We start from the raw sequence: 16,723 nt of genomic DNA on the forward strand, positions 1-16,723 counted from the left end.
GCAATCGATAGAGATTAAGTTCAAACCGACACATACAAAAAAGGTGGTCACAGTGTGAGTATATAGTAAAAAGTATGTCTATTCGCGTGTGAGTGAGTGACAGCCCTTTAATAGCAATGCTTCTTATGGAACTCATAAGCGTACATACCATGTATAATAGTGTGTACGCTTTTTTGTCCCTGAAGGCTTAGCAAGGAGATGGTCTCACTGCGTGAAACCATCACCCTGCCAAAAGGTACTTAAGGGACATGATGGTAAAGTAAAATAATAAAGCCACTCCTGACGCTCGCGCAGCTCACTACTCGCTAGGCATTTATGATTTTTCTTGACCATCGCTTGTGACACGTTTCTGGACCAAAATGCGTTTCGGCAAATCGAATATTAGAAATTCATGAATAACTTAAGGTATGGCAAAGTGAAAAAAAGCCCACGGATCGAAGTTAAGAAAGTGGGCAAAATATGGGTGACATGATGATATTCAAAGTAAGCAAGTTAACGATGGGCGCGCAGATGCATATTGGCAACAGTATTTCTATGACCTACAGCTCGCTTTTGGACAGAAGTGTGCCAGCGGTTTTGCTAATTTAGTCTGTTACAGATAACTTTTAGTAATCTATATAGTCTTATCACGAAAGCGCTCGCCTTGAGAAAATCATCGAGGCGAGAGCACCGCAGGAAAAGAACGCACAATTTACTTATATAGAGGCATCGGGCTTTCTCAACAATCGGGTTAAGTGCTGGATTCGCAGCGCTTAATCCTTATTTGTTATGGCTATTTGTACAACTCATGCAACATAGAGACATAACTTGGATAAATGTGACTACTTTTCCTTACTTGTGAAATATACAACTCAAATAAACCCGATGAATAGCAATCACTTTTTTCATCAACAGATATTTGCAACAAATCGTAATCAAAGCACTCATTAAATTTTATAACAAATTTTTTAATTTGATTCTTGTTCATTATATAATGAGTTTTTAACTTACCACCAACAATACAATCCTGAACAAAATCCACGAAGCTTATATTACTAAGTTCAGGTCGAGATTCTGTATTTTGACCATCAAAACTCTGGCTCATCTCTCGATAAAGATCTGATGTAACATCACGAAGTGACGATAAATTTTCCTCTTCAAAATCTCTAATAAATTTAAATATTTGGACTGAAGACATGCCTGTTTTTAAGCTTATTATTTTTGACAATATTTTTATATCTTCAAATAGAACAGATTCTACACAGTAACCATTATGAGAAAAGCAACGACTGTTGCGGGGTGTTACGCCAATAATACTTTGTGAAAAATTACTGTTTTCAGAAACTGTTGAGAAATCCTTATCATAAATAACAACATATGGTTTACGCCCAACTACTTGTGAAAAAACTCGGTTTACACTTTCAAGCTTTCTCTTTAAGTTGTCTTTTCCTCGTTGATAAAAAAAAGTAACATGTTTCTCTATTATTTTATCATCGTTATAAGCATTATATATTCCCACTAATGATGAAATGTACTTTATATCATCATCTCCCTCAACAAAACCGATCCTTTGACAATGATTCATTTTTTCCAGAGCTAATATAGTTCCACCCAACTCTTTTTTTATCATATCAAACTTATTTATCTCTACATATTTTAATACACCATCATTTTTGGCACTGGTATTTAAGTAATACAATTCTCCTTCACGAGCCTCACCGACAAAGTTGTCGTTATGACTAATTACAAATATCTGAGAAGTTTCGATTGACTTTAATTTTTCTATTAATGCCTTTTGTAGCGTTGTATGAATATGTGAATCAGGCTCATCTACAAGAAGAATACTTAGAGGCGCATCAACATATGTAATTGTTGAGAATATTTCCGCTACTTGAAGAAAACCACTTCCTTGTAAATGTAAGTCTAAGCTCTTACCATTAGTTTTAACTTTCAGGTCAACATATTCATCAAACTCTTTTCTCGTGCGATTTACAAAATCGAAACTAAATTCATAATCAACGACATCTGTAATCTTTTTTTGCAACTCTTCAATTTGAGTTGCACTACGACCTATTACTATTTTATTTCTCAAGACCTCTTGCGACTTACCTTTTTCAATTTTTTTAGATATTTGACCAACATTCATTAGTGGTTCATATGCAAGGATATTTGCTACAGGACGAGTTTGATATATGAAAATGGCTTTTGATAATCTAACTCTCTCCCTTGCCAAGTAATCAGAAAAACCAGAAAAGTCAGAACCTCTGGAAGCTCTTACTTTATAATATGCATTTGATATCGAAGAAGGCTTAACGATCTCAAAACCTAAAGAAAACTCAGAACCTGTTTCGTTATCCAGTAGAGTCATTGTTAAAACACAAGTATGACTAGCGGTATTAAATAACTCTCTATCATGTGTAACTCTCAGAAAATACAAATCAGAAAAAGGCAGGTACAGATTTGATTGAGGACTAGATTTATAAAACCCTTTATCATCAGACTTTATTGACAAATCATAACAACGCTTCCATAACTGAATCGCTTCAAATACACTAGACTTCCCAATGTTATTCTCGCCTATTATAATATTAAAATTGTCATTAGGTTCAAACTCTAACGACTCAAAGCCTTTAAAATTTTCAATTTTTATGGTTTTTATTACAAGTTTCAATTTTAATTCCTTTTCCAACCACACTGTAGATAGCCATAACGCTTTATCTACGGATCAAATCTGCATATTGCCCTATGGAAGCAGGTGCGTATCAACCCAACAGAGTTCAAGCTATCAGCTAATGCCTTAAAAAACAATGACATTCATTTTTTGGTTTAGATAGAAGGCAATATATGCGGTAGCACTCCTTATATCACTCAAATCCATGCAGCGCATTCAATAACCAAGTAATACATCATATCGTAATGGAGGTGTCATATTAGATTTAGTAATACTTCCTTGTAGCGACCAAAGCACACTTTGGGGCATTTCCGAGTTAGAGATATGAGATGGTTTTTTGTTCGATAGCCCCACTTTCGCTAAACCTGAGCTAGAAGAACTCTAAAATGGTATGCCACTAGTTTAGGGGAGGTTTACATCATCAGTAAATAGCGCAACATAATCAATTAGATGCAGGTTGCGCTTTACCTCTTTCAGGTCTTTATATGCCCATTCTTTCTTAGCGATAGATATAGGGCGACCTGTATCAACAGTCTGTTCTTCAACTTGCTTAGAGGAGTGTTCAACATGTATAAATTCAAATCTTCCAAACGGAGTAGAGTACCAACCAGAGGCTCCAGTTGTTGCAAGGATCATCATCATTGGAATCTGCGATATAACACCCCATCTAGATAGGGCATCTTCGAACGAAATATAACAATCGTACGAGGCTCTTAAAGCCAGTATCAAATGCTCAAATTCATCAGATGATTTGATATGGCCATAGACGAATAATTCATTATTTATGCTTGTTAGGTAAGGGCTTCTCAGTAAGATTCTGTCTAGATCGTCTGATTGGTAAAGGGTACAAATCTCTTCTTTGTTGTAGAAGAATTTTCCCTCTCTACGGTAGCGCATTTCTAAAACCATTTTCATACTGTTTAATCCTAACAAACTAATTACCAATGCTTAAGGCAGTAAGATGCTCAGCCACTTGTTCTAGGGCAGCTAATTCCCCAGATGCAATGAAGCTCAACGGAGTTCTACCTTCAAAAAACGAGCTGTGGTTCTGCATAGTCATAAATCCATACACATTGCTTTGATTGTTGAACAAGGTCCGAAGCGCTGCATGGATATTAAGGATGCAGCTTGTTCTAACTAATTGTTCTGATGAAACTTTACTTGAGGGTAATTGCTCTAGTTCAGCACTTGAAATGTTTAAGATTGAAAGTGCTTGAGACTCGTTGATCCCCCACCTTTTCAGTATTTCTAGAGAAGTCTTTAAACCTTTTAGGGATGTTTCTGAGGCTGGATTTGACAACGTGTTAACCCTAAGTGGACTTTTTAGTTGATCATATGTCCACATCGTTACTTTGTCAAAATATCCTTTAAAATCATTATATTACCACAAAATTGATGCTTGACATTGCAATGGTGTAGATACTAATTTTAGGGAAATAGTTTAAAAAGGTTGGAAACAATGAAGCTGCAATACTTATCTGATCTTCACCTTGAGATAGCCCCAATGGATGTGCCGATAACGGATGCTGATGTCGTTGTTCTAGCTGGAGACATTCACAGTGATGGTATGAAGGCTATAGATTGGGCTTCACACTTTCCACAAGATGTCATTTACGTGCTTGGAAATCACGAGTTCTATTCTGGAGATAGTATCGTTGAACTGCCCGAAAAGCTGAAAGGTTATTCGATGAGATACGAGAATGTTCATGTCCTAGACAATGACTCCATGATAATTGACGGTGTCGCTTTTCATGGGTGCACGTTATGGACTGACTATGAGCTATATGGTAATCCAGAGTTAGCTTTTTATTATGCTAGAGAGGCCATTTCTGATTATCGAGTGATTAACTTCAATAGAGCACAAGTGTTTACGCCAGAATTGGCAGCAGCACTGCATAAACAGTCAATTCAGTGGCTTGAGAGTGCAATTGTGTCTTCTCGCTCTCGCAAGAATGTTGTTATCACACATCATCTTCCTACACCAAAAGTAATCCAAAAACGATTTGAGCATAACAAACTAAACCCAGCCTTTGCATCAGATTGCTCTCAGCTCTTTCACTTAAATATTTCAACGTGGATTTTTGGTCATAATCATAGCTGTCAACAGTTAGAAATCAGTGGGATAGATTTCCTTTCAAATCAACGTGGTTATCATGATTATGAGAAAGTCACCAACTTCACTGCGCACAAGATCATAGATATTTCGTAAGCTATAATCTTCCTTCGATAACTCGAAGAAAGTAAGTTGAAAGGCCGCTTCGGAACTGACGAGTTGAGGTGGTAGCGTTCTTATAAGCTCGTCCTTTTGAATCTAGTTCCATCACATCGCAACGTCCCCAATGAGAAGCTGACTTACTGTAATCAAGCTCACCTAGGATTTTACCAGCTCTCTGCAATTTAGTGGTAGACGCTCTGTCGTTTAGCAGTTGGTGGATGGTTAGACCTAGTGCTTGCCACACTTGAGGCGATAAATGGTAGCCCGAACGATTGTTGGCAAATTCAAGTTTTAGCGGTTCAAGCCACGCTTTCAAAAAGGCCGATATTTTACTTAGATAGTTATCAGATAGTGTTGACGAAATCTTAGAGCCATCAGCCAACGCTACGTCTTTGGTCATTTTACTGTATTCCTGAGTCCCTATACCTGCTACCGCACCGACTATAAGCTTAAATAAAATGTACTGTGTGGTGATGAAGTGCCCTGAGACTTTCACATGCTTGGAGTCAAAGCTCACGCCTCCAAAACTTTTAATATTAGTATCTTCAATCAATTGATCGATATAGGGTTTCAGTGGAATCTGTTGATCTAACAGTATTTGCTTCCCATCACTCAGGTGAGGGAGACTTAAAGTAGCATCAAAGGTACTACTTTTTTTGAATAGCTCGATGATGTCAGGGCTGGCTAAGCCTACCTCATCATCAAATACAACTCTAATCTCAACGTCCTCCATTGCCAAGCGCTGTCGAAGTTCACTTTTCCTATTAGCCTCTTTAACGCTCAATCTTGAGCTGAACAAAAACGTCTTTAACCCAAGAATTTTACACACGGCAACCAAGCCCAAAACGTTGCCTACGATATACGTTTTAGAACTTTCTAAAACTAAACTCGGTGGTTCATTGGAAGTATTACTAAGGTCAGGCGTACCAAGAACAGCAAAAGTGAGCGTTAACGGTGCTATTACTGCGCCTTCTAGGACTCCTCTTGCTAACTCTTCTTGAATAGATTGCACTTTATCAGCATTTTTCGAGTTAACGGCAGCTTCTGCCGCCCACTTTAACTCTGGCAACCAATTTTCTGTTGAGAAGTAGGATGCGATCTCAACCATAGGCATTGTTGTTATAAGTGTTTTGTATGTTCTTAAACTTGACGAGACCAAAAACCCATCAATTTTTCTATGAGAAAGTGTCAATTTTTTCATCCATTTAGCAATTAACTGGAGTCTAATTTAAATTTATTTATTGATCCGACGCTCATGTCGGATCAATACTGTCGACTGCAAAACACGAACTTAGATTTAAGTCATTATATTGCCACAGATAAGATTATAGAGAGCTAGGTCATGACAGACACAAAATCACAGAACCTAAATGAAATCGCAGATGAAGCACTAGAAAGCTCTATTGTTGAACACTTAGTCGAGCGCTACGAAGAGCAAGAAAACAACACCTATCTAGCAAGTTCTAAGAAGCTAATGGAAACGGCTTCTGGTAGTTCTCCACATGAAATTTTGGATATTTTTAAGTCTAAAGCTCAATACTATTCAGGTGTAAAAACGGTAACAACCACTTTGAAACACACAGTGCTTCTTGTGACGCCGCAACTGGCAAGGGATATGTTGGAGTTTTCTAGGCGAGGAGCAATAAACTCAAACAATAAGAACCGAAGACTCAGTCGTGCAAAGGTTAAAAAGTATGCTGAGGCCATGAGCAAGAGCCAATGGTGCTTAACTGGAGAGCCGATAATTATCTCTGCTGACGGGGAAATACTAAATGGACACCATCGACTACAAGCGGCATTAGAGTCCAATTCTAGATTCATTGCTCCGGTAACCTACGGTGTTACCGATGTCTTATCTTTTGCGCATATTGATGTAGGTAACACACGTACTAGATCTCAAGTACTAGAAATGGCAGGAGTGAAAGTGAGCGCTTCTGTACTTTCTCGTGTAGCGATGTTGTCGAAAGCATTTGATACAACGTCAAATCCTTATGCATTTCGAGGTACTCAGGGAACCTCGTTTCAACCAGCCGAAATTTTAGCTTATGTTGAGGAAAATGAGGAACTTGCCTTATCGGTCGACTTTGTCGCAAAAATCGTAAAACGCCATAAACTTGAAAGCCAAGTATCTGAAGCAATCTATGCTTTTGCACACTCATTGATTAAACGACAACTTAAAGATAAACCACTTGATTCAGAACTGCCTTTGTCACCTGAAACCTATCTAACCCGAATCATTTCCTCACTGGGATTGGAGTCGGAAGATGATATCGAGTATCAAGTGCGCAACTATCTACAGTCATTAGTTCATGAGTCAACTTCTTATTCATTGCTCTGCAAATTATCGGCGATATTCAAAGGATGGAACATGTATTTAGGCATTCCAGTAGTAGGCAATAAAGTAAGTGTTCGTCGAGTTGCTCGTTATCGTAAAGATGAGGAAGGCAATAGAATTCCAATGCAATCTGCAGGAAACATTAACGAAGCTTTCACTATCCCTTGTATGAACAAAGGGTCAACACCAAAGAGGATCTTGAAACAAGCAAACGTACAGATGATAGGCAAGGAAATTCGGAAATGAGAGGGGGGTATACCGAAACTCTAGCTTGGTATTGGTTTCATTAGCGCGTAATCTAATTGATACATACGCTGCTAAGCTAACGAACGTTAGGCTAACAAGCGTTAGCTTAGCAAAGCAGAAATTTAGTCTTGTGTTTACTGATTCATACGCAGTGTGACACTTATGGTGGTTAAGCATGACCTAGTTGTACAGGACTGTCCCTTATGCCACCAAAATCGCTTCTGGACAAAAGTGTGTCAACGGTTTTGCTAAATTAGCAAATTACGGATTAGTCTACGTACTGCAAATTGCTTTTCTAGCTCTATGCGTTTATAGTCTTCACCAGTTTGAGGGAGTAGCTATTTTGCTTTGCTAGCATTGCAAAAGGTTGTGTCAACATATTTGACCAGACGTCATGGTGCAACCAGTAGTTTTTAGTACCTACCCAGCGAGACTCGAACAACTTACACACTTTATGCGAGGGCTAAGTGTGGGGTTGTTCGTGTTTGTTATAAGCCCTCTGAATACTTATTCTATGACTGTTTTTTTACTCCCATCGTTAGCGTTATCAATCGGCTTAGTTTTAGTGGCATTCAGTGCAGATCGGCTTATTTCTGCATCTGCAACCTATGCCAAGCATTGCAACATATCATTGATTTTTATAGGTATGACTGTTGTTGCGTTTGGAACATCGGCCCCCGAATTACTCGTATCCGCCGTTGCTGCTTTAAATAATGCAGGAGAGTTGGCTGTAGGCAATGGTATTGGTTCTAATATTATTAATATTGGTCTTGTGCTTTCCATTGCTGTGTTAATGGCTCCCATCCAAGCTAACAAGCGCTTTATCAAAAAAGAGTTTCCGATATTGGCAGGATCAATGCTGATCTGTAGCGCACTGATGTCCACAGGAAAGCTAAATATTACAGACGGTCTATTATTGGTGATTTTTCTAGCCGTATACTGTTTCTATTTAGCTAAGTCCGTAAGACAAGGTGAGGTTTCTGAAGATGATCTCGAGTTCTTGCCATTAACTAAAAAACGAGCCGGGTGGGAAAGTTTAGTGATGTTGTTACTGCTGTTAACCTCATCGCGGTTAATGGTCTGGGGAGCGGTTAACTTGGCTCAACTAGCTGGTTTGAGCGAGCTTACCATTGGATTGACTATAATTGCATTTGGGACAAGCTTACCCGAACTGGCGGCTGCGATTGCTGGAGTGCGCAGAGGAATGTACGACATTGTATTTGCCACTGTAATAGGCTCGAATATTTTCAATTTATTGGGAGTAATCGCTATACCTTCGATAGTAGGTCAAGAGTTGATCATTCCAGAGCAAGTCGTAAGCCGAGATATTCCTTACATGATTATTTTAACAGGGGTATTAGGTGTAATGCTTGCTGTTCCCTTGCTTAAATCACAATCATCGAGTAACAAACAAGCCACTTACACTCTTCATCGTTGGGGAGGTACTTTGCCATTAATGATATTTATAGCTTACCTAACAAAAGTAGCTAATTCGGCATTTTAGGACCTCGAAGAACATAGTTTCGAATTCTGTTAACTAACATCCGAAAGACAACATTCACCTTTATATCCTCCCCAACAGTTAATGCTGTTGGGAGATAATCTTACTATTTCTGCCAACATGTTTAGGTTCAATACCCAGAGTGTTTATCCGTTTCTAACATTAGAAAATTTTGGATAATCTCAGCAGACTCGCTTAACGAAGAGCAATTACTCTAAGTGAGAATGGGGCATAAACGAGTTTGAAATTGCTAACTCAAAAATTGCTAACTCAACAGTTCTTTTAGGTAGCTATTCCGCTTATGAGAGTGACTAGGTGCCTCGGTGATCTGCTTCATTTCATCACTACTACCAACGATATGGATTTCACTTCCAGCTCTCGTGATTGCCGTATAGAGCCATGCTCTATCTACTATTCTTCCGTTTTGCAGAGCGATGATGATGCGTGGAAACTGTGATCCTTGTGCTTTATGTAGGGTGATTGCGTAACCCAACTCCATGCAGTCGAGAACGGATTGTGTTATCTCGACCTTTTCATCTGTATCTAGCGTCACTTCACCGTAACTATCACCAGAAGGTTTGGCGTTGGTTAGCATACCAAGTGAGCCGTTCTGAATGCCTTTGTCGTAATGATTCTGCGTGAATAACACCGCATCATTGAGGCGAAGTGGCAAAAAGAACTTGTCACCATTGATTTCGAACTCAAGGCTGGCGCTATCTGGGTTAACGGCTTGCTGGGTGAGCTTATTGATTTCTGATACGAGTGCCTTGGTTGGAGCCATGACACGACTGTTATCAGGGGATTCTTGGTAAAGATCGCAACAGACTTTGGCAATGTCTGTTTTACTGGTTTCGTGAAAGTGTATTGCACCTGTGGTTAATTGTTCAGGCATCACACCTTGATTGATGAGCTTTGAGTATTCAGGGATACCCGTTGAACCTTCCTGTCTCTTGACGATATCTAACATCGTATTAGCCACCGTTTTTGCTTCAACGATGTCTGCCAACACCTTGCCACAACCGATGGGTGGGAGTTGGTCGGGGTCGCCAGTGAATATCAATCGCACAGAGGGATGAATGTGATTCACAAGACGATACATGGTTGGCAAGTCAATCATGCTTGCCTCATCAATCACCAGTAGGTGATTTGGTTTATCGACACTGGGTTCAATAGGGTCTTCACGCAGCAATTTGGCAATGGTTGAGGTAACAAAACCAATGGACTCATGAAGTCTCATTGGAGCACGACCACTGAGCGCAACGGCGTGTATTTCAAATCCAAGTTGATGGTAAGCCCTGAGAGCCGTTCTGAGTACTGTTGTCTTGCCTGTTCCTGCACCGCCTGTAATACAGCTTACCGAATTATCCAGACACGTTGTGACGGCTTCGATTTGTTTAGGAGTTAATTCGTAGGGAAGCTCCGCAACCGCAGAGCAATACGCAGCATTGGCGTTTTCATCAAACAAGTCATTTCGCTTAATCAGGTTTTTTAAGCGCTTGGCAACGACACTTTCCATCAGAAGTTGCGCCGTTGGGTGGTAGGTTCCTGTGTCGGGGTTTAAAATGTACTGAGCTTTATCATGACCTGATTGGAATGCCTGAGTGACCAGTGCTTTGTCTTTCAATAGTTTGTTGAGGTAAGGGCGCACATTGGCATGAGTGGTATAGGTGTGACCTTTTTCAATCTCCTTGCGAATCGCCATTTCCAGAGCAGCGCTGAGCCTTCTTAGGTCATCCTTCGCAACATCGCTCTTAATATCCGTTACCTTGATAATATCTTCAATGGCACTGAACGAAAGACCAAAGCCCATCAAAACATAAGGATTATCCTTAATTACCTCTATGGAGGCTTCACCGTGATGCTTGAGCAGCCGTTGCTGCACACTGGCGGGGATGTTGTGCTCACTCATCCAGTTGCAATTCGCCAGATTTTTGTATTTGGCATAGCCCTTAAAGAGTGCTTCTACTGAATCGTTACTCAGAATTGATGTCAGGCGCTTTCTGGATTCAGGCGTGTCATTTGTTAATGTGGAATGGAAATCTTTACCCAAGAGCTGCCAGAGCGCCCTAGCTTTGCTTTCGCCAATACCCTTGAAGTCACTTTCTCTGGCGATAAAGCGTATCAGTTGCTCACCTGTTTCGGGTAAGGCGCATTCAATATGCTCTGGCGATTCATAAGTGTGCTTCTGCATTACATAATCACCCACCTCCATATTTTCTATCTGGCGAGCGCCTTTAACTGACCAATGCTGACCCAGTGTGGGAAGCACAGGGATGCTATCGGGGTCGGCTTTGATGGTGACGTAATACTTCCCACTGTTGGTTTTGTAAGAGTCTTTCGCCAGCGGTACACCGCTGAATATCACCATCTTGGTCGAGCGATAAGGGATACTGGTCACGCGCATCTGGTCTTCGTGCAAGGCGGTATTCATCGTGGCAACAACCCCATTTCGGATAAGGTTTCAGATAGCTCACCAAAGCGCTCAAGTCGTTTTTCAAGCTCCTTGACCTTGGCTTTCAATTCAATATTCTCAGCTTCTAATGACGACACCCGCTTTGAATCGAGCAGCTTGCGATTGGCTGTGTTGTCGTAGGCTTGGGGCTTATCCGCATTCTTCTTGGCAGCGTCGGTCAACGGTGGCAGGACACCTTTACCACGTAGCTCATCCTCTAAGGCTTTGAGTGCTTTCTTGAGGGCGGGATTTTGGTTTAAAGCCGACTTACCGCAACCCACACCTTTAGCGATCTCTATGCGGTTAAGCTGACCTCTGAACACGATTTGTTTAAAGTCATCGTCCGTCTGTGTGGCTTTCCAGACCTCAAATGCCTCAAGGTTTTGTTGCGCTTTCTGCTGCCCACTTGCCATCAGTCATCTACCTCACCCAATAGCTTGCGAAGCCCTGTGACAAAGCCTCTTGGGAAGACTTCGCTGTTGTATTCCAAGTCTTTTACCTGACCCGCTTGGGTGTATTGCCAGTTGTTTGCCTCCATGCATTCATCAGAAATGGCATACGCTAAGGCTTTTTTCTCTGATTCGGTGAGTACGCCTGATAGGGATGGCAGCACTTCCACGCTTGGCTCTGCGGTGTTGTCAAACTGGCGCACAGGGCGTTTGTCGATGGTAATATTGGCGTGTTGCTTGAGCAAATTAACCTCTTTGCGGTAACGGTTACGCTCGGCAATGATTTGACCAAACAAGGCGCGTACCGCTGGGTCTGGAATGCGCTCTAACAGCTTATTATCCGCAGGGATGGATTTAGACCGTGAGGTGTTGGATAGCGGTTTTTTGGTATTGGTATTGTACTTTGCCGCCCATGCTTCGATGAGTGTTCGGTAGTGCTTGTTACGGGTAGCACGCAAAGCCTCATACGCCAATCCGCCATTTTCGGCAGAAACTCGCCCAATTTGCGTGATGGAGAAGTCGCGCTGACCTGATTCCGCATAGGCTTTCAGCGTGTCATTGAGCTTATCGAGGTTTTGCTGCGTGCGAGGCACTTTGCCTTCTTTTAAGTCAGCCAGAATGACATCAATATCAAGTTCCATTAGTCCTCCAATAAGTTCGGCAGTGAGATGCCATCTAGGTTAATGGCTTTATCAGTCAGTGCACTAACACCCTGAGAGAACAATTTATTATCGGTCAGGTATTCACCCGCTTCGATGTAGCTCGCCACTTTGCGGTAGCCTTCAAGTTTGTCGTCAGGGTCGGCGATTTTTGCCATTTGGCGCAGCATGGCATTGGCGGCGATGAGCTGCTGTTTTTCGTCCATTTCCATGAAAATTGGCTCAAAGCCTTTTTTCATCAGCACACGACTGAGGTGGCGAGAGCGCTTTTCAATGGCAGGGGTTTTACGCAGCTCGTCCTGCAAATCAGGGTAGAACTCTGCGTCATCACAAATCAGAGATAGATGCAGTAACTCTGAGTCGGTTTCGATAAACTTCAAGGCATGGCTGACATCTTGCTCAGAGCCAACCGCAATCAGTTTATCTTTGCTGTCATCTTCATTTCTGGTCTCTTCAACACGCATGATTCTCTGAATAAGCTCAAAGCATGCTATCCAGTCTTCAGCATATTCGCTTGCCTCGACTTGTTGTTTTTCATAGCGGCGCTGCAAGGCTTGCAATTCATCGTGCTTGATAAACGGCTTTCCTTGTTCTTCACAAAAGAACTGCTCATCTTTAAGGGCTTCCAGTTCACCCTCAATTTCCACAGAGAGATTGGCAGCTTGGTGTGCTTTGTAGCTCAGTTGATTGAAGTGGGCATTGAGTGCGGGTAGGTAACGCGCTTCGGTAATAAACCAGCGGCAGCGGATACAGTTTTCTGGGCCGTGAGGAACAGCATTGTAAAGCGCATACGCTGTACCCCTTTTAGCAAATAATTCTCCACCGTTCCAGCAACCACCAAGGGTACTGACTTCATCCGATTTGACGGTGTTACCACCGACCAGACACATCCCACACGAGCGTTCTTCCCAGCCTATCGGATTACGGTTAACCAATGCCGCCTGAATGCTATCATCGCTGTTATACACCATCTTGCATTGGATTTGCTCCATCGAGGCATCTTTGAGGAAGTTGCGCACTGATTGCTTAGATTTAGCATCCAACTCACCATGCGCTTCATCCATTTTCTCTGCCATCACGGACGGGGTGATTTTGTTGTAGTAGATGGTCATCAACAAGCGTGTATGCCCAGCTAATAGCTTAGAAATTACAGGCAGTGGCAATTGTGTATCCATTGTGTAAGCCGTGATGAGTGAGACTCGCAAACTGTGCAATGGAAAGAGTGTGGCAACACGTTGTGGAGTACCTTCAGGGTAATCCACAACCAGTTCCAAGCGCTCACCATTCTCCAAGGTATTCCCTTGCTCTGCGAGTTGGTTTTCTAGTGTCAATAAGAGTTGATACCAGAAAGTATCTGTTGCTGAGGACGAAATAGGTTTTTGCTTATCCTCACGTTTAGCCGAGGCATCACGAAACAAAAAGGCTATTTCCCCCATGCTTTCTAGCTGCTTGTCCGATTTCTTATCATTAGTGTGCTTTTTCAGCAGGGTGGTGCAATCGGTGGGCTTTGTTATCGGATTGTATTTTTCTTGCCAGTTGCGCAGTTTTTCCAGCCAGTACAGCACTTCTTCGTTCTGCCAAGGGATGATGTAGCCACGCTCCAGTTCGTCTTTGTTTTGGTCAGCGGTTTTGTTGGTGTTGATATATAAGCCTGTGGAATACAACCCAGTCATGGTGTCGTGAATGCGGCGGAAGATGCCTTTCCCGAAGGGTCGTTTTTCACTACCAAGTGCAAAATCATTTTGGCTGTTCACTACCCACTGACCGTTTTCATAGCGCCATGTATCCGCTTCACCACTGTCTAGCATCCGCACCTGATAGGTACGCAGAGGTAGGTGTAGCTTCATGAATATTACCATCGATTTGACAGGCGACCAGATTTGGTGAACGGTGACTTTTTCATTTTTTCTAGTCACTCTTTTAGTACGCCACACGCAGTCTGGGTCGGACTTATCAATCAGCTCAGGCTCTACTTCAAACCAGTCACCACCCAGTCTTCCTTGCCCTGTCTGCTGCTGCGCCCATGTCCAGTGTTTGAAATGACGGTAGTGATAGGCAGGAAGCAGAGTTTCACTCTCTTTAAGATTTTGCTTAATGACAGCAAGCTCGGTTTTATCTGGCAACGGACAAAGGATTTGGCGCAAGTCTTGAATATAGCGATACGGCAGAGGATTGCGGACGGTTTCAGTCGCACTAACTTGCATTTTGATTTTACTGAGCGGGTTTTGAACCAGTGGAACAAGGTAGCCATTGTCATCTTCTTCCGAGAAAACCTTCTCAATAACAAAGTCGATGAAGTCGCAAGGAAAGTTCACGCCTTTCTGGATGTTTACGGGGTTATTTTGCGTTTTTCTAACCAGTTTTTCCAACTCTTCACTAGAGCATTTGTGTCCTTGGTAGCCTTTAAAAAACAAATCGATATTGCTAATGGCATAAGGCGCACATTCGGCAAGATAGGATTCGAAGAAGCGAGCAATAGTTTTTTGTCTTTGGCCAATACCTGTGGTTTGTGTCGACATCCACTCAGCAGCCAACTCTTGCCATTGTTGCCACTCAGTACCAAGTGTGGTGAGCATCCATGAGAAGGTTAAATCCGATGCGCGCCCGTCACGTTTTTTGCTTTTTTTCGCCATTATTTGCCTCTCAATTTTGGATGTTTGCCTGTGAAGTAGCCCTGTGGGTCGATGTCATTAAAGCCATGCTCAACCAGTGCTTTCCAATCGAGCGCTTTGACTTTGGATTCGGGGTTTGCCAGTTGCAGTGTCGCTTGGGTCAGTTCATCTGAGATTTCTTGCTGACCTTTGCCTGTGTAGGGAATTTGTGAATCTAGGGACTTATGGTGCATACAACGGCGAATCACCAACGGGTTCAATCCAGAACGTTCTAATCGTCTACCGTAATTATGACGATGCCCGTGAGGGTCTTTACCTTCTGCCTTGCTTGGCTCCAAACCGATGCGCTTCAAGCCGTTGGCGTAGTTATCATGGAAAGCATTGATAGTATAAGGGTTGCCGAAGGCACTGTGATGAAAAGAAATAAACGCATAAGGGTGGTGACAGTCGATGCTGGCGCGGTACTTTTGATAGTTTTTCCAAAGTGACATAAACACTTTGCCATAGTCGGCGGGAAACCATTGAACCTGTATGTAGTTGTCTTTATGGTCAACCACACGACATTTCCAACCGAGATGTGCAGTGCCTTTCATGCGTTGGCGAGGGATACGCGCATACTTTTCTTTTAAATACGTTTCTCTATTCTGATTTTTAGAACGAACTTCAGGGTCACTTGGCGCTTTGCCATCGACTTCATTGTAAATTCGAACGATTGCACTATCTGGGTTATTGGGGTCTTCAAACACATCTGTGACCCAAAGCGTTAAAGCCTCGCTTTCGCGTAACCCGCCGCCGTGCATAAGCAGAAGTATTAATTTGTCCCTGAGTGCCACTCGCGGGTCGGTTGCACCACCGATGCCGCTCATATAAAAATCTTCCCAATGCTTTTCAGGAAAGGCGATGGCGTCATCTTCGGTTTTGGTGAGTGGTGTGCGTCCCTTAATGGTTCGCGCCTTGCGGATGGTTTTATTGACGGTCTTATCTTCGATATGACCAAGGAAATCATTTTGGTTTTTGCGATACCATGCAGCGTAATTCAATCGCTGCTCATGTGGGGTGGCATCACGCAAGGGGTTTATCGGCGCAGCGCCTTGCTTGTCTGCCAACCAATCAGTGAATGCCGTCAGTCGGTGAATGTGCTTATTCACGTTATGAGTTGAGCTTGGAACCCAATATAAACCAGAAGGGTCAAGTCCATCCTCACCAATCGTTCCTGAATACAACCGCTTAGAAAAGGTCTGGAAGAGTAACTTCGGATCGTCAAACAACCCTCTATTGGCTTCCATATAATCCAGCAACAAGGACACCGCTTGAAGAAATCCATTCATGACGGAGTTACTCACACCGTCCGCCTCTAACTTGAGTAGGTAGTCCGTGACCGTGCTTAACTCTCCTTGCTCAGTTAGCAAGATTGGCAGTTGGCTTTTGATGCCCGTATTGTCCTCTACAATCGTTGCTCTAACTTTTACTGATGACAAACCATGCTTCCTTTATATACATAGTACACACTATTCACTCTATACCTATAATGTTGACTGTGCAATAAAAAGGCAGATTTCTCTGCCTTAACGCACATTATACACCCTTTAAGTTACTATATATAA

General features: G+C 42.2%; 12 protein-coding genes. 3 read left to right on the plus strand and 9 right to left on the minus strand.

What is annotated here, in order from left to right; translation table 11 throughout:
- Positions 1-772: 772 nt before the first annotated feature.
- The 3 genes from AB4307_RS15725 to AB4307_RS15735 form a co-directional block, all read right to left on the minus strand.
- Positions 773-2,650, minus strand: a complete 1,878-nt coding sequence (locus tag AB4307_RS15725; protein ID WP_372132423.1) for an ATP-dependent nuclease — start codon at positions 2,648-2,650, stop codon at positions 773-775.
- 402 nt (positions 2,651-3,052) lie between these two features.
- The gene (locus AB4307_RS15730) at positions 3,053-3,565 is read right to left on the minus strand and encodes a hypothetical protein (RefSeq protein ID WP_372096861.1); all 513 of its coding nucleotides are present in this window, start codon (positions 3,563-3,565) and stop codon (positions 3,053-3,055) included.
- Between the two features lie 19 nt (positions 3,566-3,584).
- Complete coding sequence (locus AB4307_RS15735; protein WP_372096863.1) at positions 3,585-3,950, minus strand: antitoxin Xre/MbcA/ParS toxin-binding domain-containing protein; 366 nt, start codon at positions 3,948-3,950, stop codon at positions 3,585-3,587.
- A 159-nt stretch (positions 3,951-4,109) separates the two neighbouring features.
- Here AB4307_RS15735 and AB4307_RS15740 point away from each other — a divergent pair, with 159 nt between their 5' ends.
- On the plus strand, positions 4,110-4,859 hold the full coding sequence (locus AB4307_RS15740) for a metallophosphoesterase (RefSeq protein ID WP_102336607.1): 750 nt from the start codon (positions 4,110-4,112) through the stop codon (positions 4,857-4,859).
- A 1-nt stretch (position 4,860) separates the two neighbouring features.
- Here the strand turns inward: AB4307_RS15740 and AB4307_RS15745 are convergent, their stop codons facing one another.
- Positions 4,861-5,979 (minus strand): hypothetical protein, encoded by a 1,119-nt coding sequence (locus tag AB4307_RS15745; protein WP_372132437.1) that lies wholly within the window; start codon positions 5,977-5,979, stop codon positions 4,861-4,863.
- Positions 5,980-6,207: 228 nt separating this feature from the next.
- Here AB4307_RS15745 and AB4307_RS15750 point away from each other — a divergent pair, with 228 nt between their 5' ends.
- The gene (locus AB4307_RS15750; protein WP_102336609.1) at positions 6,208-7,446 is read left to right on the plus strand and encodes a ParB N-terminal domain-containing protein; all 1,239 of its coding nucleotides are present in this window, start codon (positions 6,208-6,210) and stop codon (positions 7,444-7,446) included.
- Positions 7,447-7,960: 514 nt separating this feature from the next.
- Entirely contained in the window at positions 7,961-8,950 is a 990-nt protein-coding gene (locus AB4307_RS15755) for a calcium/sodium antiporter (protein ID WP_032545875.1), read from the plus strand.
- Between the two features lie 262 nt (positions 8,951-9,212).
- On the opposite strand, the gene AB4307_RS15760 is transcribed toward AB4307_RS15755, so the two are convergent.
- The 5 genes from AB4307_RS15760 to gmtY are packed head-to-tail and all read right to left on the minus strand — an operon-like array spanning position 9,213 to position 16,597.
- Positions 9,213-11,378: an AAA family ATPase gene (locus AB4307_RS15760; RefSeq protein ID WP_372132427.1), complete on the minus strand. Its 2,166-nt coding sequence runs from the start codon at positions 11,376-11,378 to the stop codon at positions 9,213-9,215.
- Positions 11,375-11,812, minus strand: coding sequence for a VPA1267 family protein (locus AB4307_RS15765; protein ID WP_371983691.1), 438 nt, complete (start codon positions 11,810-11,812; stop codon positions 11,375-11,377). Before AB4307_RS15765 ends, AB4307_RS15760 begins: the two co-directional genes overlap by 4 nt.
- On the minus strand, positions 11,812-12,489 hold the full coding sequence (gmtX, locus tag AB4307_RS15770; RefSeq protein WP_372132429.1) for a gamma-mobile-trio protein GmtX: 678 nt from the start codon (positions 12,487-12,489) through the stop codon (positions 11,812-11,814). Before gmtX ends, AB4307_RS15765 begins: the two co-directional genes overlap by 1 nt.
- Positions 12,489-15,140 carry a gamma-mobile-trio integrase GmtZ gene (gene gmtZ / locus AB4307_RS15775; RefSeq protein ID WP_372132432.1) on the minus strand — a complete coding sequence of 884 codons (2,652 nt, stop codon included), beginning with the start codon at positions 15,138-15,140 and terminating at the stop codon, positions 12,489-12,491. Before gmtZ ends, gmtX begins: the two co-directional genes overlap by 1 nt.
- Positions 15,140-16,597, minus strand: a complete 1,458-nt coding sequence (gene gmtY / locus AB4307_RS15780; RefSeq protein WP_372132434.1) for a gamma-mobile-trio recombinase GmtY — start codon at positions 16,595-16,597, stop codon at positions 15,140-15,142. The genes gmtZ and gmtY overlap by 1 nt, the downstream gene beginning before the upstream one ends.
- Positions 16,598-16,723 lie beyond the last annotated feature (126 nt).

Source organism: Vibrio sp. 10N.261.52.C2 (assembly GCF_041471425.1).
Classification (GTDB): domain Bacteria; phylum Pseudomonadota; class Gammaproteobacteria; order Enterobacterales; family Vibrionaceae; genus Vibrio; species Vibrio crassostreae_C.